Genomic DNA, 23,162 nt, shown 5'->3' with positions numbered 1-23,162 from the left:
CTTGCCGCATTCTGCTTGTTTTTACCCGCTGTGCGGAAGGCTCATTGTAAAATCAGCGATTCGCCATCATTTGCTGCAATGCAACTGCGCCATTTTGCTTGGCAGGACGCTTATTTAGGTTTTTATCGAATGTCTGACGTATTGTTAATTGAATCGCTGGATCTGGAAGGACGCGGCGTCGCCCATAAAGAGGGCAAAGTGGTGTTTGTGGAAGGTGCTTTGCCTGGCGAGGAAGTGCTGGCCGAGACGGTACGCTCCAAAGATTCATACGATAAAGCCCGTATGACGGCTTTGTTGAAAGCCTCGTCCCAGCGTGCCGAGCCTCCCTGTCCCAACTTTGGTGTCTGTGGTGGCTGTGCCATGCAGCACCTGGAGCCTTCGGCCCAGGTGGCGGTCAAACAGCGTGTGTTGGAAGACTCCCTGGGTCATATTGGCAAGGTCAAACCTGGCCGCGTCCTGGCGCCATTGCACGGTCCCTACTGGGGTTATCGTTATCGCGCCCGTTTCTCCATGCGCTATGTGCCTAAAAAAGGCGGAGTGCTGGTGGGTTTCCGTGAAAAGAATGGCCGCTACGTGGTGGACATGACGGAATGTCGTGTTTTACCTGCCAAGGTGTCCGCCTTGCTGGCGCCTTTGCGCACCTGTCTGGCAGGCCTGTCCCGACCGGATCGTTTGCCTCAGATCGAGCTGGCCATGGGCGATAAGATCACGACCTTGACCTTGCGTCACATGGAGCCATTGACGGGCGAAGATATTCAACGCTTGCAAGACTTCGGCCAGGAGCACGATATTAGCTGGTGGTTGCAGCCTAAAGGCCCTGAAACAGCGCACCCTTTGTTGCGTGAGGATGCGGACAAACTGGCGTACGCACTGCCTGAGTTTGATCTGCGCATGCCGTATCGCCCTACGGATTTTACGCAGGTGAACCACGACATTAACCGCAGCCTGATCTCGCGTGCCTTGACCTTGCTGGACGTCAAACCCGAGCACCGTGTGGCCGACTTGTTCTGTGGTCTGGGTAACTTCAGCCTGCCGCTGGCGCGCCGCGCCGCCGAAGTGGTCGGGATTGAAGGCAGCAGCACTTTGACCGAACGTGCCGGTGAAGCGGCCTTGGCCCATGACCTGCAGGACAAGGCGAAATTTACTACCCTGAACCTGTTTGAAGTGGACGTGCAATGGCTACGTGACCTGGGGCATTTCGACCGCATGTTGATCGACCCGCCGCGCGATGGTGCCTTTGCTGTTGCAACCGCTTTGGCACAGTTGGAAAAGCACGAACGCCCCGAGCGTCTGGTTTACGTTTCCTGTAGTCCAGGTACGTTGGCGCGCGATGCCGGTGTACTGGTGCATCAAGGTGGCTATACGCTGGAATCAGCCGGTGTGGTGAATATGTTTCCGCACACGGCGCACGTGGAATCGATTGCGGTTTTTACGCGTTAAGCATACCTAAGCGGGCTGGATATAAAACGCCCCAAAGGTTGGATGAGTGTCCAACTTTTGGGGTGCAGTTCAGTTTGCGGGGCGTTTTGTTTTTCCTGGGTGGCTTTGTCAGCTCGTTAGGTCAAGGTGCCGTTGTTTTCAATGCCGATTACTTCGGCGGCATGACGTGCTAAAGGCCGGTTGGAATGTTGGTAAGGACCTGTGCTTGGCTTAATCTGATGGCCTGAACCGGCTCATGCTGTTGCCAATACGATCTGCTCTTTGCCGCGATGCTTTAGATCTAGGCAGACCAGTCTGTTTTGTCTGCTGGACTCCGTCTGTTTCTGGCTTCACTGTCCTTGGGTAGGCGTCGCCGCTTTACCGGCATGGGCAATCAAGCCATCGTGTATCAACTCCATCATCATCTTGAATACCTGCTCGGATTGCAGATGCACAAATCGCGGCAGAATCTGGCGCAGCATAGGCACATCCTCAGCAGGCCATTGCTCCAGTTCGTTCAGTTCTTCTTCTGTGACCGGGCGGATAAGTCCACCGAGCTCGCCCTGAATCAGTCCATATAAAGCGGCGTACCAGCCCACACAGGCGGCGGGGATTTCGGCATCGCTCAAACCTGCGTCGCGCAAGGCCCGGTACACCTGTTCAAGCACCCGATAGTCAGCCTTGCCGGTATTCAGAAAGCGCTGCATCTGCCTGAACGTCTGCGGGTGGTTTAAGGCCAGTTCGCGGTATTGTCGGGCTAGCTCATAGAGGCGTTCCGCCCACGTGAGCTCTGTATCCACAGCTTGAATGCGACTTGTCAAATAATCAGCCATCGCGCGCAGCAAACCTTCTTTGGACTTGAAGTGGTAGAGCACGGCCATTGGATCGCAGCCGACGCGCTCGCCCAGTTTGCGTAAAGAAAAGCCGCTGTCTCCGGCTTCCTCCATCAAGGTGACGGCAGCGATGGCCAGCTCGTCCTTATTCAATTTGCGGGTACGCGTGGAGGGTGCTTGTGCCAATAGAGTTCCTTTGTCGAAGCGGAGATAAAAAGGGTTGATTTGCCAAGTTTAACTCTACAGAGTAGAATAAATTAATTCTACAGCGTAGAAGAAGATCGTTCCATTCCGTTTTTGCAACGGGGTGTTGATAACGAGACAGAACGGAACGCCGCGTTGACGGGGCGTCACCGGAGCATTCCGCTCTGTGATCCAGGCGGCCAAAGGGCCGTAACAGACACAGGACATTTATGCTGATTTCTAAACCCACACTTTTAAACGATGTCTCTAGCGCAGAGAGCTTGCTGGTCAGTAATCCCCGATTGTGGAACTGGCGCAAAGATCATCTGAACGAGGCCGTCTCCCCCGCGACGTATTACGAAGCATCGCTCGCTCCTTGGACCCGCTTTGACCCCCTGCAGGCCGACACGCAATGTGATGTGCTGGTGGTAGGCGGTGGCCTGTTAGGTGCCTCGACCGCCTTGCATTTGGCCCGCTCCGGCCTGGATGTCGTGCTGGTGGAAAAAGACAGTATTGGCTCTGCCGCCTCAGGTCGAAATGGTGGCCAGTTAACTCCCGGTTTGGCCCGTTGGGAAGCGGCAGATATGATTGCCCATCTGCCTTTGGATGAAGCCCGCCGCTTGTGGCGCTTTGCCTCGCATGAAGCGATGGATCTGCTCGATCAGATTGCTCAGGATTACGAACTGGATTTTGATCGTCGTCGTGGCCATTTGACGGCTGCGGTTCATGCAGGCCATATGGGCGCTCTGGTGGAGGGGGCGGATGCCCGCCGCTACCTGGGCGATACCAGTGTGGAGATTGTGGGTAGCTACGAACTGGAACAGGAAATCCGTTCACCGCTGTATCACGGTGCCGTGGTGGATACTCTGGGCGGACAACTGCATCCCTTGGCGCTGTTGCGGGGGCTGGTGTATGGCCTGGTTCAGCATGGTGGTCGGGTTTATGAAGGCAGTCCGGTCGAGGAGATCGAGCAGACAGAAAAGGGTGCCTTGGCGGTCACTGCCGGTGGCACGATTCTGGCGCGTCAGGCCTTGGTGCTGGCCGTCCATGACACGACCTCGCAGTTCTTGCCTACGCAGTCCAATACCACTGTCCCGTTTTATACCTATGTGGGCGTGACCGAGCCGCTGCAGTGCCCGGTCAGCGAGCTGCTGCCAACGGACCGTGCGGTATACGACACCCAATTCCAGATCGACTATTACCGTGCCGTGCGTCAAAACCGCTTGCTGTTTGGCGGGCAGGGTACGGGCACCAGTTGGTCCCCTGAACGTATCAATGACTATTTGCTGGATCGTATCCAAACGGTATTCCCACAGCTGGAGCAGGTGCAGCTGGAGTTTTCCTGGAGCGGGATCAGTGACTTCACCCTGAATGGGGCCACTGACTCGCGCAAGACCGAGGGTGCGGTTCCCGTTTACATGGTGCATGGCTGGAGTGGTCATGGTGTGGCACAAACCGTGCGTATTGGTAAAGCCATTAGCGACGACGTGATGGGTCGCAACGAGGACTTTGCCATGTTGACGGATATTACCCACCGCAGCATTCCGTTGGGCCATCAGTTATCGGGTCTGGCGATCCCTGTGGTCAAAGCCGCCATTGGCATGATGAGTGCGGTGAACCCCGGCCGCCTGGTGTCTTTCTAAGTACGTTTTCAAGTCCTTGTTTAGCGGCGCTGACTAGGGCAAGCCCTCACTTGTTTTCGATCCTGATTGCTTTACATTGTGATTTCCTATTTGTATTGGCTTCAATATTTTAGGTTCATAAGAATTATCAGTATCATAAAAATGAGGGACAGATATGCAGAAAGGGCTTGTTCGTACAGGGGTTGCGGCCGCTGGTTTGATTTTGGGTTTGGCGTGGGCACCGGCTCATGCGCAAGTGCAGTCGGTAGAGGTGATGCGCGACAGCTATGGTGTGCCGCATGTCTTTGCCGACAGCCACTATGGCTTGTACTACGGCTATGGTTATGCGGTCGCCCAAGACCGTCTGTTCCAGATGGATATGGCGCGCCGCTCCTTTGTAGGTACGACCGCAGCCGTCCTGGGCCCTGGCGAGCAGGATGTCTACGTCAAGTACGACATGCAGGTCAGGCAGAATTTCACACCCGCTTCCATACAGCGGCAAATCGCTGCCTTGTCCAAAGATGAGCGCGACATTTTCCGTGGCTATGCTGATGGCTATAATGCCTATCTGGAGCAGGTGCGACGACGTCCCGAGCTGCTGCCCAAAGAATATGTAGATTTTGATTTCCAGCCCGAGCCGCTGACGGATTTTGACGTGGTCATGATTTGGGTCGGGTCTATGGCTAATCGCTTCTCCGACACGAATCTGGAAGTGACGGCGCTGGCCATGCGTCAGTCTTTGGAAAAAGAGCACGGCCCGGAACGTGGCCGTGCTTTATTTGATGAGCTGCTGTGGATCAATGACACAACAGCTCCCACCACGGTTCCGGCTCCCGCTGCCGAGCACAAGCCACAGGCGCAAGCAGGGACGCGGAATCTGGCTCATGTTTCCTCGCAAGTGCTGGCTGCCGAGCTGGAACGTCAGGACAAGCACTGGGGTGGACGTGGCCCGGACTTTGCGCCCAAGGCCAGCAATTTGTGGAGCACTCGCCCCGAGCGTGTTCAGGATGGGTCTACCGTGCTGATCAATGGCCCGCAGTTTGGCTGGTACAACCCGGCTTATACCTACGGCATCGGCTTGCACGGCGCGGGCTTTGATGTGGTGGGCAACACGCCTTTTGCTTATCCGATTGTTTTGTTTGGCACCAATAGCGAGATTGCCTGGGGGGCGACTGCCGGTCCTCAGGACGTGGTGGATATGTATCAGGAGAAACTGAACCCGGCGCGTGCCGATCAGTACTGGTTCAACAATGCCTGGCGCACGATGGAGCAGCGCAAGGAGCGCATCCAGGTGCGTGGTCAGGCTGATCGTGAAATGACGATCTGGCGCACCGTACACGGCCCAGTGATGCAGTTTGATTACGATCAGGGCACGGCTTACAGCAAGAAACGCAGTTGGGATGGTTATGAGGTGCAGTCCTTGCTGGCCTGGTTGAACGTGGCCAAGGCCCGCAACTGGACGGAGTTTCTGGATCAAGCCAGCAAGATGGCGATTTCCATTAACTGGTACTACGCCGACAAGCACGGCAATATCGGCTATGTCTCGCCGGCCTTCCTGCCCCAGCGTCCTGCCGATCAGGATATCCGCGTGCCTGCTAAAGGGGACGGCAGCATGGAGTGGCTGGGCATCAAGAGTTTTGACGCGATTCCCAAAGCCTACAATCCGCCCCAAGGCTATCTGGTCAACTGGAACAACAAACCTGCGCCGGACAAGACCAACACGGATACGTACTATTGGACTTACGGCGACCGCATGAACGAGCTGGTCAGCCAATATCAGCAGAAAGACGTATTCAGCGTGCAGGAGATCTGGGCGTTCAACAAGACAGCGTCGTATAGCGATGTGAACTGGCGCTACTTCCGTCCGCATCTGGAAAAGCTGGCGCAAAGTCTACCTGCCAATGATGGTAGTCAGGCTGCGTTGACGACTTTGCTGGCCTGGGATGGCATGGAGCGCGATCAGGATGGGCACAATGCCGGACCGGCCCGTGTCCTGTTTAAAACCTGGCTGGAAGAAATGTACAAGCAGGTCCTGATGCCGGTGGTGCCTGAATCGCATCGCGCCATGTATAGCCAGGCAGGTTTTGCCACACAGCAAGGTCCCAATCCTGGTTCCATCAACTTGAGCATGGGCACCAAGGTTTTGCTGCGTGCGTTGGCTCTGGAAGCCCATCCTGATCCCAAGCGTGTGAATGTTTTTGGTGAGCGCTCGTCTCCAGAAATCATGCACACGGCTTTGCAAAATGCGCAGGCCCGCTTGAGCCAGGAGCAGGGCGCTCAGATGGAGCGCTGGACCATGCCGACCTCGGTGCACCGCTTCAGTGACAAAAATTTCACGGGAACCCCGCAGACGACGTCGGGCAATACTTTTGCGTTCACGGGCTATCAGAACCGTGGCACGGAAAACAACCGTGTGGTGTTTGATACCCAGGGCGTGGAGTTCTGCGATGCCATGCCACCCGGCCAAAGCGGTTTCACCGACCGTAATGGTGTCCGCAGCCCGCATTACGAGGATCAGTTGAAGTTGTACGAGAACTTCGAGTGCAAGACGATGGATGTGAGCCACTCGGACATTCGTCGTAATGCGCAAAGCAGCACGATGCTGTTGATTCAGCCTCAGCCTTAACAATGAAGTGCGGCACCTGCACTTTGAGGCGGTGCCGCTTCGTCGATCGTTGCTGGAGGGTTTAGCAGGCCAGGAGATGTCGTTAGTAAAGGTAGCTTGCCAGTATCAGCAGCTAAGCTTGCCGGCGGAGCGTCCCGCTCGACGCACTTGTTGGGCATCACTCCCGAGAACACAAGAGAGGAACTAGGACTTCCGGTCGAATATGCCAGGTGCAACGGCTTCAACGTACTGACGTGAGTCAGCATGTATTTGATCCCGATAGTTGTAGCCAATTCTGTCTAGCCTCCGAATATTGTCCGCTTGGCAGCGCCCCCACTGCTCTGGCGATGGGCCTCGAGCTTGGTAGCCTCCTTGCCAGACCACAGGGCCAGAAATCATTAAATGGAAGGAGTCTGTTTGAAGCTCATCGCCTTCGTCGAAATCAAAGCGAAGAAAGCACCTATAAACAGTTGGTTCATGTCCTCCCGATTTGCGCCCAACCATTACATTGAAGTTCACAACTTCGTTGGGGGCAATGGAGTGTTTTCCAACGAAGGAGGAGGGGCTTTCATCAATCGCTACGTCATATGTAAAGTCTGCTTCGCTCAGACTGAATTGCATGCCGATCTGGTTGCATAGTCTTATGGTTTCGTTTCCGGATGATATTAGAGACCCCTTGAGAAGAAAGGCCGTCACATCTCCACTATTCTTAAGAATGATGTTAATTCTCTGCCTTAATGCGCCGTGTTCATGGTCATCGGCAATCTCCATGCGAACAAGACGAATCAGCGGTGGTGACTTCGAAATGGAGAGAATTGCATCTCGTCCCGCTTGAACTATCGTGCAATTGTTTCCTGCGTTTGCTGACTGAAACATCTCCTGGCTCCCTTTTTTAGTCCTGCTTATGACTTCCAACGCTCGCATCACGCCCGGCCTGAACAATTTTCGAACCTTGGCCCGCCTGAGCATTCTGCTTCAATGTTATTGAGTTTTTCACGTTGCGCCTTCGCAAAAAATGGGTCAAGACTGCCACAACTACCGCTGTTCCTACACCGCTAAATACTATTGCCCAGTTTGTTTCAATGAATTCAATCACCCTGTGCCTCCATGTCGGTCAGATAGGCGAGTACTTAATCCTAACCTCTGAGTAGTGTGCATTTTGCGAAGTAGATTCCTGATAAGGAGGCCACGCCGCTTCCGGCCTGGCTTTGTGAAATTCTTCCCTGCAGACGTGCAGCGTTAACAGAATTATCAAAAAAGTTACTCTCCCGATTTTAGTTTCAGAGCACCAAACGGCTGCTCTACCACAGCAAGTCTGAGTGTCCGCTCCTGGCCGAAAGCAGCAGTTCCACTCCTAACCCTAACGCAACTGACAAAACACGTCAGATCAAATCTGAGTCAATGCCTAAAAAAAGCCGCTCCTGAAACAGGAGCGGCTTTTCTTACTTTTAACCTAAGCTCTTATCAGCCTGGAATACGATCCAGAATACGCTGTGCTTCGATACGAACACGCTCGGGTGCGGTGCCGCCGATGTGTTTGCGCGAAGCGACTGAGCCTTCCAGCGTCAGCACGCCAAAAATATCCGATTCAATACGGCTATCGAATTTTTGCAGTTGTTCCAGGTTCAGATCAGCCAGATCGCAACCCAGTTGCTCGCATTCACGCACGGCCAAGGCCACGGTTTCGTGGGCGTCACGGAAAGGCAGTCCTTTCTTGACCAGGTAGTCGGCCAGATCGGTAGCGGTCGCAAAGCCTTGCAGCGCAGCAGCGCGCATGGCTTCTGGCTTGACCTTGATGCCGGAGATCAGGTCTACAAAAATGGTCAGGGTGTCGCGAATGGTATCAGCCGAATCGAACAGACCTTCCTTGTCTTCCTGGTTGTCTTTGTTGTAGGCCAGCGGTTGGCCTTTCATCAAAGTCAGCAGGGCAATCAGGTGACCATTGACGCGGCCGGTCTTGCCACGGGCCAGCTCGGGAACGTCGGGGTTTTTCTTTTGCGGCATGATGGAGCTGCCGGTGCAAAAGCGGTCAGCCAGATCAATAAAGCCAACGCGGGGGCTCATCCACAGCACCAGCTCCTCGGAGAAGCGGGAGATGTGCGTCATGATCAGGGCGGCAGCGGCGCAGAATTCGATGGCGAAGTCGCGGTCCGACACAGCGTCCAGCGAGTTGCGGCACACATCGTCAAAGTTCAGCAGCTTGGCAACCATTTCGCGGTCGATGGGGTAGCTGGTACCGGCCAGAGCGGCAGCGCCCAAAGGCAGGCGGTTCACGCGTTTGCGGCAGTCTTGCAGACGCTCGGCGTCGCGCTGGAACATTTCAGCGTAAGCCAGCAAATGGTGGCCAAAAGTAACGGGCTGTGCCACTTGCAGGTGGGTGAAACCGGGCAAAATAGTGTCTGCTTGAGCCAGCGCCAATTCAGCCAATTTACGCTGCATCTGGGCCAGCAGATCCAGGGCAATGTCGATTTCATTGCGCAGCCACAGGCGGATATCGGTGGCGACCTGATCGTTGCGCGAACGGCCAGTGTGCAGGCGCTTGCCCGCATCGCCAATCAACTCGACCAGACGTTTTTCAATGTTCAGGTGCACATCTTCCAGGTCCAGCAACCACTGGAACTGGCCTTGGGCGATTTCGTCCAGAATCTGGCTCATGCCGCGCTCAATGTCGGCCTTGTCCTGCTCGGTGATCACACCGACGGCAGCCAGCATGCTGGCGTGGGCCAAGGAACCCTGAATATCAAAGCGGGCCATGCGCTTGTCAAAGTCCACCGACGCTGTGTAGCGTTTGACGAGGTCAGAGACGGGCTCGGAAAAACGAGCCGACCAGGCCATGGCCTTATTGGCGAACTGGTCTTGGGAAGAGGGGGGGGTGTTTGTTGACATAGAGGGTGATTATAGTGGATTGGACGGGCTGACGCAGGTCATCCAGTCCCGCAGAAAACAGACGCTGTGCAGTATATTAGATAGTTTTGAGACTCTAGGAAACCATGCAGGCCCTTTTTGGGGCTGGTGGGATAAGGAAGAATACATGGAGCAAGACAGTACCTTTGCCGATTTGTTGGGATGGCAATGGATCGAAGCGTATTTACCGCAGGATCGCTGGGTACAGATATTGGCCGGTTTGGCGATGCTGACTGTGCTGGTCTGGGTTGTCAGTTGGTTGACCAGTTCCGTTCTCTCGCGCCTGGTACGGCGTTTGCTGAAAGTGGCGGGCAAAGATGACTGGGCACGAGCCTTGGTGAAAAAACGCTTTGTGCGCAATGTGGGCTATGCCGTGCCTTTGTTGGTGGTCAGCTCAAATCTGACCCTGTTGCCCTTGGCCAAGACTTTGCTGGAGGTGGTCGAACGGGTGGCCTTACTGGGCTTTCTGGTCTTTCTCATCATGGCGATTGTCAGCCTCTTGGGAGCGTGGCAAGAGGTCTACGCCAACTCCAGCAAGGGGCGCACCAAGTCGATCAAGGGCTATGTGGAGGTGGCCAAGATAGCGGTGTGGGCGATTGGCATTATCGTCATGATCTCTATCATTCTGGATCAATCGCCTGTCTTGCTGCTCTCCGGTCTGGGTGCCTTGTCGGCCGTGCTGTTGCTGGTCTTTAAAGACACCTTGCTGTCGCTGGTGGCCAGCACGCAAATGAGCACCAATGACATGTTGCGTATCGGCGACTGGATCGAGATGAAGCAGGCCGGGGCAGACGGTTTTGTTATTGATATCGCTCTACATACGGTCAAAGTTCAGAACTGGGACAAGACCGTCACGACTATCCCCACCTACAAGCTGTTTTCCGAGAGCTATCGCAACTGGCGTCAGATGTTCGAGTCGGGGGGGCGACGCATCAAACGTACCTTGAGCATTGATGCTTCTAGCGTTCGTTTTCTGACTCCGGCCGAAGTTGATAGCTTGTCGCGTTTTGCGTTGCTGCGTGATTATTTGGCTGAGAAAAAAGAAGATTTGGAGCGCTCCAATCAGGAGCTGAGCCGTGCGGGTATGGATGCGGTCAACTATCGCCGTCTGACCAATCTGGGCACCTTCCGTGCCTATTGCACGGCCTATATCAAACGCCACGCTGAAATTCACCAGGACATGATCCAGATGGTGCGCATGATGGACCCTACGACAGAGGGTATCCCGATCGAGGTGTATTGCTTTACCAATAAAACCGCCTGGGTGGACTATGAGCGCATCCAGGGTGACATTTTTGACCATATTCTGGCGGTGCTGCCTGAGATTGGCTTGCGTCTGTTCCAGTCGCCCACCGGTCGGGATTTGAGCCTTGGCTTGAGTCTGGCAGCCGAAAGCCACCGCCCGTCTTTGTCGGGCAGTGCGAAAGATCCTCTTTAAATTTGACGTGCGAGTAACCATGAAACAAATTACGGCCATCATCAAACCCTTCAAGCTCGACGAAGTTCGCGAAGCCCTGGCAGAGCTGGACGTTAACGGCTTGACCGTAACTGAAGTGAAAGGCTTTGGTCGCCAAAAAGGTCATACCGAGCTCTATCGCGGTGCCGAGTATGTGGTGGATTTTCTGCCCAAGATCCGTGTGGACATCGTGGTGGCAGCCGATCGCTGTGATTCGATTATCGAAGCCATTATTAAAGCCGCCCACACTGGCAAGATCGGTGATGGCAAGATATTTGTGACACCGGTTGAGCAGGCTATCCGCATTCGAACCTCGGAGAGCGGTCGCGACGCACTGTAAGGTGGCCGCAATTGGGCTGGTGTGGACAGTCGTTCTGGAAGGACAAGCTGATGCGATATGAAAAACTAGGTTCAGCACCGCGTGTTTCGTGTGTGGGCCAAGGCAGTTGGTATGTCGAGCAGGCCGATTGGTCGCAAAGCATGACGGCTTTTCAGGCCGGGCTGGACGCGGGCATGAACCATATCGACACCGCCGAGATGTATGGCGACGGGCAGGCAGAGACCTTGATCGGTCAGGCTCTGCAAGGTCGTCGTCACGAGGCTTTTCTGGTGTCCAAGGTCTTGCCCTTTAACGCCAGCCGTCAGGGCGTGATCCGTGCTTGCGAGGCCAGCCTGAAGCGTTTGGGTACGGACTATCTGGACCTGTATTTATTGCACTGGCCCGGCCAGGTTCCTTTGGAGGAAACCTGCGCGGCCTTTGACCGGCTCGTACAGCAAGGCAAGATCAGGCAGTGGGGCGTCAGCAATTTTGACGTGCCAGATCTGGAAGAGCTGTATGACATCGTGGGGCCGGGCGAGATTGCTTGCAATCAGGTTCTGTATCACCTGAATGAGCGCGCCATTGAACACGCAGTCATGCCCTGGTGTCAGGAGCATAAGATCAGCGTGGTGGCGTACAGCCCCTTCGGTCACGACGATTTCCCGGAGCCGGATTCTGAAGGCGGGGCCTTGTTGGCCGAGATTGCCAGCCACTATCAGGCGACCGCGCGGCAAGTGGCTTTGGCCTTTTTGCTGCGTGACCCCAATGTGTTTGTGATTCCCAAGGCATCGCGCGCGGTTCATGCCCAGCAAAATGCAGCCGCCGCAGATTTGGTGTTGCAGCCCGAGCACATTCAAGCATTGGATGCTCAGTTTCCACGCGGCCCCAGGCCCGCTTATTTACCAATGATTTGAATGCAGGAAGCACGGCCCCCAAGCCTGGGATGACATCCAGGCTTGGGGGCCGTTTTTCATGAGTCGTCGCTTTGATTAAGTGGCGAAGTAGGGCTGACGCTTGTTCTTGACGTACAGCCAGGCCAGGGCCAGCATGACCACTGCCGAAATTGGCAGCGTCCAGGTATTGACGCCGTACCAGCCATAAACGGCCAGCACACGACCCGAGGTAAAGGAGGACAAGGCCACACAGGTAAAGATGATGAAGTCATTCAATGCCTGCACACGACCACGCTCTTCGGGACGGTAGCAGTCCACCACCATATTGGTGGCACCGATGAAACCAAAGTTCCAGCCCAGGCCCAGCAAAATCAGGCTGACCCAGAAATGCGGCACCGTCATGCCTAGCAGCGCCACAATGCTGGCTAGCCCCAGTAAGAGCACACCCGCAAAGGTGACGGGGATTTTGCCAAAGCGTTTGATCAGATTGCCGGTAAAAAAACTGGGACCGAACATGGCCAGAATATGCCACTGAATGCCCAGGGTGGATTCTTTCAGGCTATGACCGTGCATGACCATGGCCAAGGGTGAGGCCGTCATCAGAAAATTCATTAGGACGTAGGAAGCGACCCCAGCGATGACCGCAATAATGAAGTAGCTGTTGGAGGCAATCACGCGCAAGGGGCGTCCGGTGTAGGGTATCTTCTCTTGCTGATTTCGTGTGCCTGGTGCCAAGCGTAGGCAAAAGGCAAAAGGCAAGACCAGAGCTGCCAAGGCCGCCTGCGCCAGGAAGGCGGCGGCAAAGGGGTGATCCGGCCAGATGTCCTGAGTATGGATAATCGTCTGGGTAGCGATAATTGCTCCCAACAGCCCTCCGGCCATAACCCAGGAAATGGCTTTGGGTCGGAACGTATCGCTGGCGTCATCCGCAGCGGCAAAGCGATAGCTTTGTACATAAGAGGCATACAGCCCGGCCAACAGGGTGCCCACACAGAACAGGACAAAGGACAGGCTGTAAATCCCGGCAGCAGCCAACAGGCCCGCTCCGATGCCCAGCAGGGCACCAATGATGTAGCCACCCTGGCGTCCTAAACGGCGCATCAGAAAAGCGGCGGGCAAAATGCCGATGGCCAACCCCAGGTTGAAAATACCCACCGGCAAGGTTGCCAGGTCCGGGCTGCTGGCCATTTTTTGCCCGACCAGACTGCTAAGCGCCACCACCAATGCCGGATTGGCCCCGCCAAGTGCTTGCATTCCAGAAAGAATAAAGGCGTTGCGACGGCTTGGATCGACTTGCGTGGACATGGCGGGTCTCGGTATATAACTTTGTTTTATTAGTTAATGCTGAATTTTGGCTAAGCCAGTGTAGCACCACGTGCCCAGAAGGCTGGCATAAAGGATTCAGCCACCAGGAGGGGTTGACCGTGCCGCCAGAAGACGGAGCAGCGAGACAGAATCTGCTGAGCCGGCGGAACCGGTTCGTCACTACTGGCCAGGGCGCGCTCAATTGTGCGGAAAACGCTCATGCCCCGATTCAATCGACAGCTTAAAAAAGCCGAGCGTTGTATCTGGGCATCGTTATAAAGCATGTCGGCCAGCGGTCGGCTGCGTAGCCGGCGCATACCCTGCCAGACGCTGTGCGAGGCGGGCAGGGGAGTGAAACTGCGGGCAATCACACAACGGATTCCGTCCACGGACATGGATACTTCTCGTATCCAGGCCAGCGTGCCCAGTGGCTTTTGAATCAAAGCGGCTTCTTGAGGACTCAAGCGGCATGTGTATTCGCTGACGACTTCCAGATGGACGTTGCCCAAGCGGCGTAAACCGGCGGTCAGTGCGCCGGGACGGTGTAGCCAGTACTTTTGGGCAGGGGTGGCAGAGGGATGAATTCGCTCGTGCCAGGGTTTTTTTGTGCTGGAGGAAAATTTCATGTCCTGTATTATCGCCAAAGCCATAAAATAGCGCTCATGGAAAAAGAACGTATCTCAAAATTAATGGCCCAGCGCGGCATGTGTTCACGCCGTGAGGCGGATGCCTTCATCGAACGCGGCTGGGTTCGTGTGGACGGTCAAATCGTCTCTGAATTGGGGAGTAAAGCCTACCCCAATCAGAAAATCACACTGGAAAAACAGGCGCGTCAGCGCCAGACCCAACGTGCCACCATCCTGTTGCACAAGCCCGTGGGCTATGTGTCGGGGCAAGCTGAAGCCGGTTATCGCAATGCGGTTTCCCTGATCGGTGCGGCCACGCAGTACAAGGGTGGCCGCGGTGGCCAACGCTTTGACCCAGCACATTTGCGCGGTCTGGCCCCGGCTGGTCGTCTGGATATTGACTCCACCGGCTTGCTGATCCTGACTCAGGATGGTCGTATTGCGCGGCAGATTATTGGCGAAGACTCGGTCATCGACAAGGAATATCTGGTGCGTGTGACCGGCAAGCTGAGCGAGCGCGGCCTGGAACTGCTGAACTTTGGTTTGAGCCTGGATGGCAAGCCTTTGCTGCCTGCCCAAGTGTCCTGGCAGAACGATGACCAGCTGCGTTTCATTTTGCGCGAAGGCAAGAAACGCCAGATTCGCCGCATGTGCGAGCTGGTCGGTCTGAAGGTTGTTGGTTTGAAGCGTGTGCGTATTGGCGAACTGGTACTGGGCGACCTGCCTATGGGCCAGTGGCGCTACATGAAAGAGTCCGAGCGCCTGGCCTAAAGGCAAAGGGGCGGCTTACAGCCCCGAATGACGAAGTTGAAAGCTGGCCTTGTCATCCTGGGCCAGCGTTTTTGTTAACCACGGCATGCTTTGTTCCAGAGCCTTGAGCAGCGTCCAGGGAGGATTGCTGATGAACAGGCCGCTGCCATGCAAACCCAACCCATTTTTGGCCGGAGCACGAACCGACAGGCTGACATGCAGCCAGGGCGTATCCAGTTGCTCCAGCTTGCGTTGCAAGGCCTGCACTTCGGGCCGCTGCACAATGGGATACCACACGACAATACAGGCTTGAGCAAATCGCTTGAGGGCATTTTTGACGCTGTTCAAGACCTGTTGATAGTCGGATTTGGCCTCGTAAGAGGGGTCCATCACCACGATGGCGCGTCGCGATGGCGGCGGTAGCAGGCGCCCCAACTGTTCAAACCCATTGTCTGGATACAGACGTACTCGACGATTGCCTTGAGGGAACAATTGCGCCACGTTGTCGCTCAAGACTTCAAATTCGGACGGATGTAGCTCAAAGCCATGAAAGCTGTCTTGGGGGCGCAAGCGCTCCAGTGCCAACCAGGGGGAACCGGGGTAGTAGCGCGCCGTGCCGTCCGGGTTCAGGTCGGCAATGGCATCAATATAGTGTTCCACCAGCTCCGGGTAGTCGTCTTGCTGCAAGACCCGGTCCAGGCCGTCGTAGAACTCGCCCTTGGTTTGCGCCCAATCGTGTTCCAGATCATAGATACCGGCACCGCAGTGAGTATCGATGATGCTGAAAGCACTGTCTTTTTGAGCGTAGTAATTAAAGATATGCAGCAAGGTGGCGTGCTTGAGCACGTCCGCGTGATTGCCAGCATGAAAGGCGTGACGGTAACTGAACAAGAGAAATCCTGATGTTGCGGTTTAATTAAAGCGTATCGGGGCGAATGGTAGTGACTTTATCAGTGAAGATGCCATTGCATCCCCAATCCAGCAGTTCGCGTACCCGTTCAGCCTCGTTGACGGTCCATACGGCTACGGTATAGCCTTTTTGCCGAATCGCCTGAACCAAGGCCTGGCTGACAAAACGATCATTCAAATTCAGACCCATGCAGCCTAGGCGTTCCAGGCGTTCAGGCCAGTCTGCCGGAACGTCTTCTTCAATCAGCAGGGCGCGAGGTAGGGTGGGGGCGGCTTGCTGGGCCGCTTCCAAAGCTGCTTCGGAAAAAGAGGACAGCAAAGGCGGCAAGCTGGCCTGTGCCCACAGAGCCTGCGCAGCCAGGGCAACCCGTCGACCCGTTTCCGCCTCGTCCCCAGTGGTAGGCTTGATTTCGATATTGCTGTGCACCTGATTGGCTAGGGTAAAGGCGGCTATCGAACTTAATGTGGGTATGGGCTCTCCGGCGTAGGCCGAGGAATGCCAGGCCCCAAAGTCCAGGGCTGACAGTTCGGCCAGTGTCAGCCGGGAGGCAATACCCTGACCATTGGAGGTGCGGTCCAACTGGTCATCGTGCAGTAGCACGGGAACCGCATCGCGGCTCAGTTTGACGTCGTACTCCATCATGCGAAAACCATTCTGGGTACCGACCCGAATGGCAGCCAGGGTGTTTTCCGGGGCAATCTTGCCGGCGCCACGGTGGGCGATCAAAGCGGGGTAGGGCCAGTGATGGTTCAGTGAAGGCATGGCGGACTCGCAAGAGGCGTGATAAAAAGCCAATGTACTATTTTAACCGGGGCTGTACACTGTACGGTTTTCATATACGGTATATTTTCAGGCCGAGCCGGCTTGCCGGTCTGATGCGCCACCCGCAGCGCCCTGCTGCAAGCGAAAGTAGGTGATGATTAATGTTCGAGATTATCCGTAAGAACCAACGCGTCATGCAGCTGGTCCTGTTAGTGCTGATTTTGCCATCTTTTGTATTGATTGGTGTCAGCGGCTACTCCAGCTACGTTTCTGGCGATAGCGATATTGTCAAAGTTGGCGATAGCGCCATTACATCCCAGGAATTTGATCGTGCGCGCCGCATGCAGCTGGATGATATGCAGCGCAACAATCCTTCCGGTTTTGATCTGGCCCAGGCCGACAGCCTGGAGAGCCGTCGTGCATTGCTGGAGTCCTTGATTGATCAACGTGTACAAATCGAAGTGGCCACTGCTGATCGTTTTAACGTGTCCGACATTGCGTTGCGCGACTATATCGCTACCATGCCGGAGTTTCAGGAAAACGGCGTCTTTTCACCTGCCCTTTACAGCCAGGTTTTGGCCTCGGCCGGCATCGATACCCGTGATTTCGAGCAAAGTCAGCGTGGTCAGTTGGCCCTGCAACGTGTGCTTGGCCCGGTCGCTTCCAGCACTTCGATGCTGCCTAGCGTCATGAACAAACTGGAAATCGCCCTGACCGAAGAGCGCGGTGTGCGCACTCGCACTTTCTTGACTCGTGATTTTGAACCCGAGGTGCAGATCAGCGATGCAGACCTGCAGGCTTGGTACGATGCCAACAAGCAATCGCTGGAATTGCCACAGCAAGTCAAGGTGGAATACCTGTTGCTGAATGAGGCCGCAGCCTTCAAGGATCTGCCTACGCCCACAGACGAACAGCTCAAGCAGTATTACGAGCAGAACAAGGCACGTTATGTGCAGCCTGGCCGCGTAAATATCAGCCATATTTTGGTGAACGTACCGGCGGGCGCTTCCGACAGCGAACGCGAAGCGGCCCAGACCAAGGCTCGTGAGCTGGCTGAAAAAGCGCAAGCCAATAAAGACGATTTTGCCGATCTGGCGCGTGCCAATTCCCAAGATGAAGGTAGTGCCCGCGAAGGTGGCGAGCTAGGTTGGATTAGCAAAGGTTCCTGGCCCAGCGTGTTGGAAAATGCGGTATTTGCTCTGAAAAAGGGTGATGTGTCCGGCGTGATCGAAGGCCCCAACGGTTTCCATATTTTCAAAAGCAATGAGGTTCAGCCCGAGCAAGGCGAGTCTTTCGAGCAGGCCCGCAGCAAGGTTCAGGAAGAAGTGCGCAAGCAACTGGCCTCTGAGCGCTTTGCCGATATGGCCAGCAAGCTGACCAACCTGGTCTACGACAATGAGGACAGTCTGGAAGCGGCGGCCAATGCCTTGGGTTTGACTTTGAAGCAAGCTGAAGGTATCAGCCGCCAAGGTTTGATTCCTGCTTCGCAAGTAGAGGGTGATCTGGCTGCCGCCAATGGCCCCGATGCGGCCGTGCTGGATGATAGCCGTGTGCGTCAGGCGCTGTTCAATGCCGAGGCTTTGGCTTCGCGCAAAAATGCGGGCGTTGTCGAAGTGTCCCCTGACACCTTGATTGCCTTGCGGGTGATCGACGTAACCGACGCTCATGTGCCTGCACTGGATAAAGTACGTACGATTGCTGAGGAAAACCTGCGCCGTGAAAAAGCGGCTGCCCTGGCGGTACAAGCGGGTGAAGACTACTTGAAACAGTTGCAAGCCGGTAGCGAACCCGAGAATTTCTCTGCCCAGTTTGCTGTGAGCCGTGCTGAATTCCCGGAAATGGATGAAGCCTTGCTGAACAAGGTTCTGGCCAATCCCGTGGACAAGTTGCCTGCGTATGTGGGTGATCGTCAGCCCCAGGGCTATACCGTCGTGCAGATTCTGAGCCACCAACCCGGCAAGGCGGGCAATCCCGGTCTGGACATGTTGACGGCACAGTTGACGCAAGCCATGGCTCGTACTGAGACCCAAGCTGTTTTGCAGGCGATGCGTGTACAAGAGAAGGTACAGATTCTGCCCGAAGCAGAAAAAGAGTTGACCTCCAGTGGTGAGGATGAATAAGGCGGCTTGAATCAGGGCCGGTAACCCTGGAGCTCTCAGGCTCCAGGGTGTTTTTCAAAGAGCATTCTGATGAATCACACTGATATTTCTCTGGTACGGCGGCGCCTTTTAGGCGCCGCAACTGTTTGGGGTCTGACCGCTCCGTGGCTGGCACAGGCCGCGCCTGGGCAGGGCACGTTCATCGAACGTACTCTGCATCGTCCTGTGCCGGGCGGGGTAGCCGTGCTGGACCTGGGATCAGGTGGCTCAGCCCCGGTGGTGCACTTTAATGGCAACCGTGTTCTGGTAATTCAGGATGCTGACCAGCGCTGGAAAGCGATTATCGGGCTGGACCTGAAAATCCAAGCTGGCCAGCACAGCATCTCGGTACAAGGGCAGTCGGGTGTGGCGTTCCAGGTGGGCAACAAGCGGTATCGGGAGCAGCGCATTACCTTGAAAAACAAGTCTCATGTGAATCCGGACCCGCAGCAGCAGGCCCGTTTTGAGCGCGAGTATGAAGAGCAGATGCAGGCCTATGCCAGCTTTCGCAACGAAGGCCCCAGCAATGTGGTCTTTGAAAAGCCCGTTCCGGGTCGCCTGACCAGTCCGTTTGGTCTGCGCCGTTTCTTCAATGGCCAAGAGCGTAACCCACATTCGGGTCTGGACTTTGCCGCGCCTACCGGCACGGCAGTCAAAGTGCCTGCCGATGGGGTTGTCACCATCGTGGCGGACTACTTCTTTAACGGTAAAACCGTATTTGTGGATCACGGCCAGGGCCTGATCACCATGTTCTGTCACTTGTCGGCCTTTGATGTGCGTGTGGGCGATCGTGTCAGCAAGGGCGATGTCGTAGCGCGCTCCGGTGCGACGGGTCGTGCGACCGGCCCTCATTTGCACTGGAACGTCAGTCTGAATAACGCACGGGTGGACCCCGCTATCTTTATTGGTGCATTCCAGGCCTAGTCAGGCGCTGCAAGGTTTTTCATGATCATCGGTTCGGCATATCGACGAGGCTTGCGAGACAGCGCCTCTATCGCTTTGGGCTATGTCCCCGTAGCGATTTCCTTTGGGCTGACGGCGGTACATGCAGGCCTGTCGCCCTGGCTGGCGGTTCTAGTGTCCCTGATTGTGTACGCCGGGGCCAGCCAGTTTATTTTGATCAGCCTGTTGGTCGCAGGGGCGGCCTATCCCAGTATTTTGGGTATTGTGCTGCTTATGAACCTGCGCCATGTGTTCTACGGCCCGACCTTGATGGGCTTTTTCACCGGGCCCAGAACTGTGTCCAGCCTGTTCATGGCTCCAGGTTTGACTGACGAGGTCTTTGCCGCTTCTGCGGCCGGGGTGGCCCGCCAGCCGGCCCAAGAGCAAGAGTCCTGGTACTGTGGCTTGCAGTTAGGCTCTTACCTCTCCTGGGTCTTGGGCACCGCTTTGGGGGCATTCTTTGCCAGCGACCTGCTGGGCCAGTCTCCTGTGCTGGAGAAGACCTTGGGTTTTGTCTTGCCTGCCTTGTTTTTTGCTTTGCTGCTGGAAATCCGCCGTTCCGCACCTTTGCCGGTGCTGGTGGCAGCCGCTGTCGGGGCAGTGCTGGCCATGGCTTTCTTGCCCTCGTATCTGGCCATTATTGTCGGTATGCTGGCCGGCGGCCTAATGGCCTTGCGCCGCGCTTAAGGAGTAGAGATGGATTGGAGTTTTCTGCTCATGATTGTGCTGGCGGGCGTAGGCACATTTTTGATTCGTTACCTGCCTTTGCGCCTGGGTGGACGCCAAGGCAAGGCGGACCCCAGTCGCGTTTCGATCTGGCCGCGCCTGTTTGGCGCTATCGGTCCGGCAGGTGTGGTGTCTTTGCTCGTCGTGTCCCTGATTTCCTTGCTGCGCCCCGAGCAGATGTCCCTGGACTTGCCGCCTTTGCTGGCAGGTCTGGCAGGGGTGCTGCTGGGCCGCCGCTGGCCGGGTGGTATCGCGGGCTCAACACTGACCGGCGTGCTGGCCTACGGCCTGTGCGTGGCTTATGTGGGTGTGTAGATGATCTGGTCGAAGCTCTCTTGCTGATCGATCACGGCAATTTATGTTGGGTAGGCAAGAAGGGGGAGTCGCCTGTTTTTTATTGAGTGTCTGCTGTCAGGTCTCAGACCAAAAAAAACGCCTGCTAGTGAGCGGGCGTTTTTTGTACGGCTGAAAACTGGTTTGCAAGCGGGTTTAACCCTTCACACGCACAATTTTCTGAACTTGGGGTACATGGCGAATTGCCCGAATCACGCGGGCCAGATGGGTGCGGCTATCCACCTGAACGGTTAGGTGCAGTACGGAGGTTGCAGCCGATTCATCAGGCATGGATATATGCAGGATGTTGGAGTCGGCATCGGTAATTTCAGCAGCCAGACGGCCCAGTACACCGCGCTCGTTGATCGCAGTTACATCCAGACGGGTCGAGAGGTGGCGGGCGGTATTGCTGTCCCACATCACCGGCACCCAACGCTCGGGTTCTTTGGCCTGGGCGCGTTGTGCCACAGCACATTCCGCCATGTGAACGACCAGACCGTGACCTAAGCGGATACCACCAATAATAGCGTCACCAGGCAGCGGACCGCAGCACGGTGCTAACTGTACGGCCTGCCCCTCGTTACCGTGAATCAGAATCGGTGCCGAGGTGTTGGCACTGATTTCGTCAAATTCTGCGGCAGTAGTTTCCAGCAGGGGATTTTCTGGGGCAAAGCGGCGAGCCACAACGGCTGCCAAGCGTTTGCCCAAGCCAATATCAGCCAGAATTTCTTCGCGGGACGCTGCGCCTGAACCCTTGGCCAGCTTGTCCCAGTTTGGATCGTCGTCCGTAGCATGAGGCAGGCTTAGCTGGTCAAAGGCCTGATCGAGTAGGCGGCGACCAAAAGCTACGGATTCCTCGTATTTAACTGTACGCAGGTAGTGGCGAATTTCCGAACGGGCACGGCCGGAACGGACGTAGTTCAGCCACTGCGCGCTTGGGCGGGCGGCGGGGGAGGTAATGATCTCCACCGAGTCACCGCTTTTCAGCTCGGTGCGCAGCGGGGCAAACTCGCCATTGATCTTGGAGGCAACAGCGTGATTGCCGATGTCGGTATGGATGCTGTAGGCAAAGTCCACTGGCGTAGCACCGCGTGGCAAGGAAATAATCTTGCCTTTGGGTGTATGGACGTAAACCGCATCGGGGAACAGGTCAACTTTGACGTGCTCCAGGAATTCTGTGGAGTCACCCGTCTGGCTTTGGATGTCCAGCAAGGATTGCAACCAGCGGTGCGTACGCTTTTGCAAATCGTTCAGCGTGACGTCTTCTTCTTTGTACAGCCAGTGAGAGGCCACGCCTTCTTCAGCCACGTGGTCCATTTCGCGGGTGCGGAACTGGAACTCGACGGGGGTGCCGTAAGGGCCAATCAAGGTGGTGTGCAGGGATTGATAGCCATTCACTTTAGGGATGGCTATGTAGTCCTTGAACTTGCCCGGTACGGGGCGGTAGAGCTGATGCAGCGTACCCAGGGACAGATAGCACTCGGGCAAGGTATGAACAATGATGCGAAAGCCGTAAATATCCAGCACGTCCGAGAAGGATTTTTTCTGCTCGACCATCTTGCAGAAAATGCTGTAGAGCGACTTTTCACGACCGGAGATTTCAGCATCAATGCCGGCTGCAGGCAGGGCAATCTTGACCGCTTCGGTGATTTTGCCCAGCACTTCACGGCGGTTGCCACGAGCGGCGAGCAGGGCCTTGTGCAGCACCTTGTAGCGATTGGGGTAGATGGCCTTGAAGCAGCGGTCCTGAAGCTCGCGAAACAGGGCGTTCAGGCCCAGGCGATGCGCAATCGGAGCGTAGATATCCAGGGTTTCCTGGGCTACGCGGCGGCGTTTTTCAGGTTTGACGGCGTCCAGCGTGCGCATATTGTGCAAGCGGTCGGCCAGCTTGATCAGGATGACGCGCACATCACGCGACATGGCCAGCAGCATCTTGCGAAAGCTGTCGGCTTGTTGCTGCGTCTTGGTGGCAAACTCCAGGCGTTCCAGCTTGGACAAACCGTCCACAATCTCGGCTACATCAGTACCGAATTTTTCAGCCAGTTCCTGCTTGGTGACGTCCTGATCTTCGATCACGTCATGCAGCAGGGCCGACATCAAGGCGTCGGTATCCAGCTTCCAGCCTGCACAGATTTCTGTGACGGCAATGGGGTGCGAGATATAGGGTTCGCCACTGGCGCGAAATTGCCCCAGGTGGGCCTGATCGGAAAAGCGATACGCTTCCCGTACCCGTTCTACATCTTTCGGGTCCAGGTACTGCGAGATGATCTTGGTTAGCGGAGCCAGTGAGGCAATAGGCGGGTTGGCACTTTCCTGCGCGGATTGTGCCAGTGCCGGGGTGTTCTTTTCTTTAGGCTTGCGACGACCTAGCCGTGAACCCTTTTTAAGGACGGCCAACAGCCCAGACGATGCGCCCCGTAAACCTGAAAATGCCAT

General features: G+C 55.8%; 19 protein-coding genes. 11 read left to right on the top strand and 8 right to left on the bottom strand.

The genetic code is table 11. The features are described 5' to 3' along the window. The first annotated feature begins 129 nt into the window (after nucleotides 1-129). Nucleotides 130-1,440, top strand: a complete 1,311-nt coding sequence (rlmD, locus tag AC6I6N_RS04480) for a 23S rRNA (uracil(1939)-C(5))-methyltransferase RlmD (protein WP_230017960.1) — start codon at nucleotides 130-132, stop codon at nucleotides 1,438-1,440. A 329-nt stretch (nucleotides 1,441-1,769) separates the two neighbouring features. Here rlmD and AC6I6N_RS04475 read toward each other — a convergent pair whose 3' ends face one another. Beyond that, entirely contained in the window at nucleotides 1,770-2,438 is a 669-nt protein-coding gene (locus AC6I6N_RS04475) for a TetR/AcrR family transcriptional regulator (protein ID WP_376913062.1), read from the bottom strand. 227 nt (nucleotides 2,439-2,665) lie between these two features. Here AC6I6N_RS04475 and AC6I6N_RS04470 point away from each other — a divergent pair, with 227 nt between their 5' ends. Beyond that, complete coding sequence (locus tag AC6I6N_RS04470) at nucleotides 2,666-4,078, top strand: NAD(P)/FAD-dependent oxidoreductase (protein ID WP_497943254.1); 1,413 nt, start codon at nucleotides 2,666-2,668, stop codon at nucleotides 4,076-4,078. A gap of 154 nt (nucleotides 4,079-4,232) precedes the next feature. After that, a complete protein-coding gene (locus AC6I6N_RS04465; protein WP_497943253.1) occupies nucleotides 4,233-6,683 on the top strand; it encodes a penicillin G acylase in 2,451 nt (816 codons plus the stop codon). A gap of 183 nt (nucleotides 6,684-6,866) precedes the next feature. Here the strand turns inward: AC6I6N_RS04465 and AC6I6N_RS04460 are convergent, their stop codons facing one another. Both AC6I6N_RS04460 and argH read right to left on the bottom strand, forming a co-directional pair. Further along, complete coding sequence (locus AC6I6N_RS04460) at nucleotides 6,867-7,538, bottom strand: hypothetical protein (protein ID WP_406611980.1); 672 nt, start codon at nucleotides 7,536-7,538, stop codon at nucleotides 6,867-6,869. A 588-nt stretch (nucleotides 7,539-8,126) separates the two neighbouring features. Then, entirely contained in the window at nucleotides 8,127-9,548 is a 1,422-nt protein-coding gene (argH, locus tag AC6I6N_RS04455; RefSeq protein WP_094196884.1) for an argininosuccinate lyase, read from the bottom strand. A 145-nt stretch (nucleotides 9,549-9,693) separates the two neighbouring features. On the opposite strand from argH, the gene AC6I6N_RS04450 reads away from it, so the two are divergent. From AC6I6N_RS04450 to AC6I6N_RS04440, 3 genes are read left to right on the top strand one after another with little or no spacing between them, the layout of a single operon-like run. Beyond that, nucleotides 9,694-11,004: a mechanosensitive ion channel family protein gene (locus AC6I6N_RS04450; protein WP_094196883.1), complete on the top strand. Its 1,311-nt coding sequence runs from the start codon at nucleotides 9,694-9,696 to the stop codon at nucleotides 11,002-11,004. 19 nt (nucleotides 11,005-11,023) lie between these two features. Next, entirely contained in the window at nucleotides 11,024-11,362 is a 339-nt protein-coding gene (locus tag AC6I6N_RS04445) for a P-II family nitrogen regulator (RefSeq protein WP_094196882.1), read from the top strand. A gap of 50 nt (nucleotides 11,363-11,412) precedes the next feature. Further along, entirely contained in the window at nucleotides 11,413-12,255 is an 843-nt protein-coding gene (locus AC6I6N_RS04440) for an aldo/keto reductase (RefSeq protein WP_094196881.1), read from the top strand. A 75-nt stretch (nucleotides 12,256-12,330) separates the two neighbouring features. Here the strand turns inward: AC6I6N_RS04440 and AC6I6N_RS04435 are convergent, their stop codons facing one another. Continuing rightward, nucleotides 12,331-13,539: an MFS transporter gene (locus tag AC6I6N_RS04435; protein ID WP_094196880.1), complete on the bottom strand. Its 1,209-nt coding sequence runs from the start codon at nucleotides 13,537-13,539 to the stop codon at nucleotides 12,331-12,333. A 50-nt stretch (nucleotides 13,540-13,589) separates the two neighbouring features. Further along, complete coding sequence (locus AC6I6N_RS04430) at nucleotides 13,590-14,165, bottom strand: chorismate--pyruvate lyase family protein (protein WP_094196879.1); 576 nt, start codon at nucleotides 14,163-14,165, stop codon at nucleotides 13,590-13,592. A 36-nt stretch (nucleotides 14,166-14,201) separates the two neighbouring features. Between AC6I6N_RS04430 and AC6I6N_RS04425 the strand changes: the two genes are divergently transcribed. Then, nucleotides 14,202-14,936 (top strand): pseudouridine synthase, encoded by a 735-nt coding sequence (locus AC6I6N_RS04425; RefSeq protein WP_094196878.1) that lies wholly within the window; start codon nucleotides 14,202-14,204, stop codon nucleotides 14,934-14,936. A gap of 15 nt (nucleotides 14,937-14,951) precedes the next feature. Here AC6I6N_RS04425 and AC6I6N_RS04420 read toward each other — a convergent pair whose 3' ends face one another. Further along, nucleotides 14,952-15,806, bottom strand: coding sequence for a 23S rRNA (adenine(2030)-N(6))-methyltransferase RlmJ (locus tag AC6I6N_RS04420; RefSeq protein WP_108727555.1), 855 nt, complete (start codon nucleotides 15,804-15,806; stop codon nucleotides 14,952-14,954). Between the two features lie 25 nt (nucleotides 15,807-15,831). After that, on the bottom strand, nucleotides 15,832-16,587 hold the full coding sequence (gene ugpQ / locus AC6I6N_RS04415; protein WP_199827820.1) for a glycerophosphodiester phosphodiesterase: 756 nt from the start codon (nucleotides 16,585-16,587) through the stop codon (nucleotides 15,832-15,834). Between the two features lie 161 nt (nucleotides 16,588-16,748). Between ugpQ and AC6I6N_RS04410 the strand changes: the two genes are divergently transcribed. From AC6I6N_RS04410 to AC6I6N_RS04395, 4 genes are all read left to right on the top strand, one after another. Further along, nucleotides 16,749-18,707: a SurA N-terminal domain-containing protein gene (locus AC6I6N_RS04410; protein WP_497943252.1), complete on the top strand. Its 1,959-nt coding sequence runs from the start codon at nucleotides 16,749-16,751 to the stop codon at nucleotides 18,705-18,707. 69 nt (nucleotides 18,708-18,776) lie between these two features. Next, nucleotides 18,777-19,649, top strand: a complete 873-nt coding sequence (locus tag AC6I6N_RS04405) for a peptidoglycan DD-metalloendopeptidase family protein (RefSeq protein WP_497943251.1) — start codon at nucleotides 18,777-18,779, stop codon at nucleotides 19,647-19,649. Between the two features lie 21 nt (nucleotides 19,650-19,670). Beyond that, nucleotides 19,671-20,354 carry an AzlC family ABC transporter permease gene (locus AC6I6N_RS04400; protein ID WP_125276757.1) on the top strand — a complete coding sequence of 228 codons (684 nt, stop codon included), beginning with the start codon at nucleotides 19,671-19,673 and terminating at the stop codon, nucleotides 20,352-20,354. Between the two features lie 9 nt (nucleotides 20,355-20,363). Further along, nucleotides 20,364-20,708 (top strand): AzlD domain-containing protein, encoded by a 345-nt coding sequence (locus tag AC6I6N_RS04395; RefSeq protein ID WP_230017976.1) that lies wholly within the window; start codon nucleotides 20,364-20,366, stop codon nucleotides 20,706-20,708. A 174-nt stretch (nucleotides 20,709-20,882) separates the two neighbouring features. Here the strand turns inward: AC6I6N_RS04395 and AC6I6N_RS04390 are convergent, their stop codons facing one another. After that, complete coding sequence (locus AC6I6N_RS04390; protein ID WP_094196872.1) at nucleotides 20,883-23,162, bottom strand: RelA/SpoT family protein; 2,280 nt, start codon at nucleotides 23,160-23,162, stop codon at nucleotides 20,883-20,885.

Source organism: Alcaligenes sp. LTN-3 (assembly GCF_059735605.1).
Note: the sequence above shows the minus strand (reverse complement) of the source record. Positions and strands in the feature narration are given on the sequence as shown.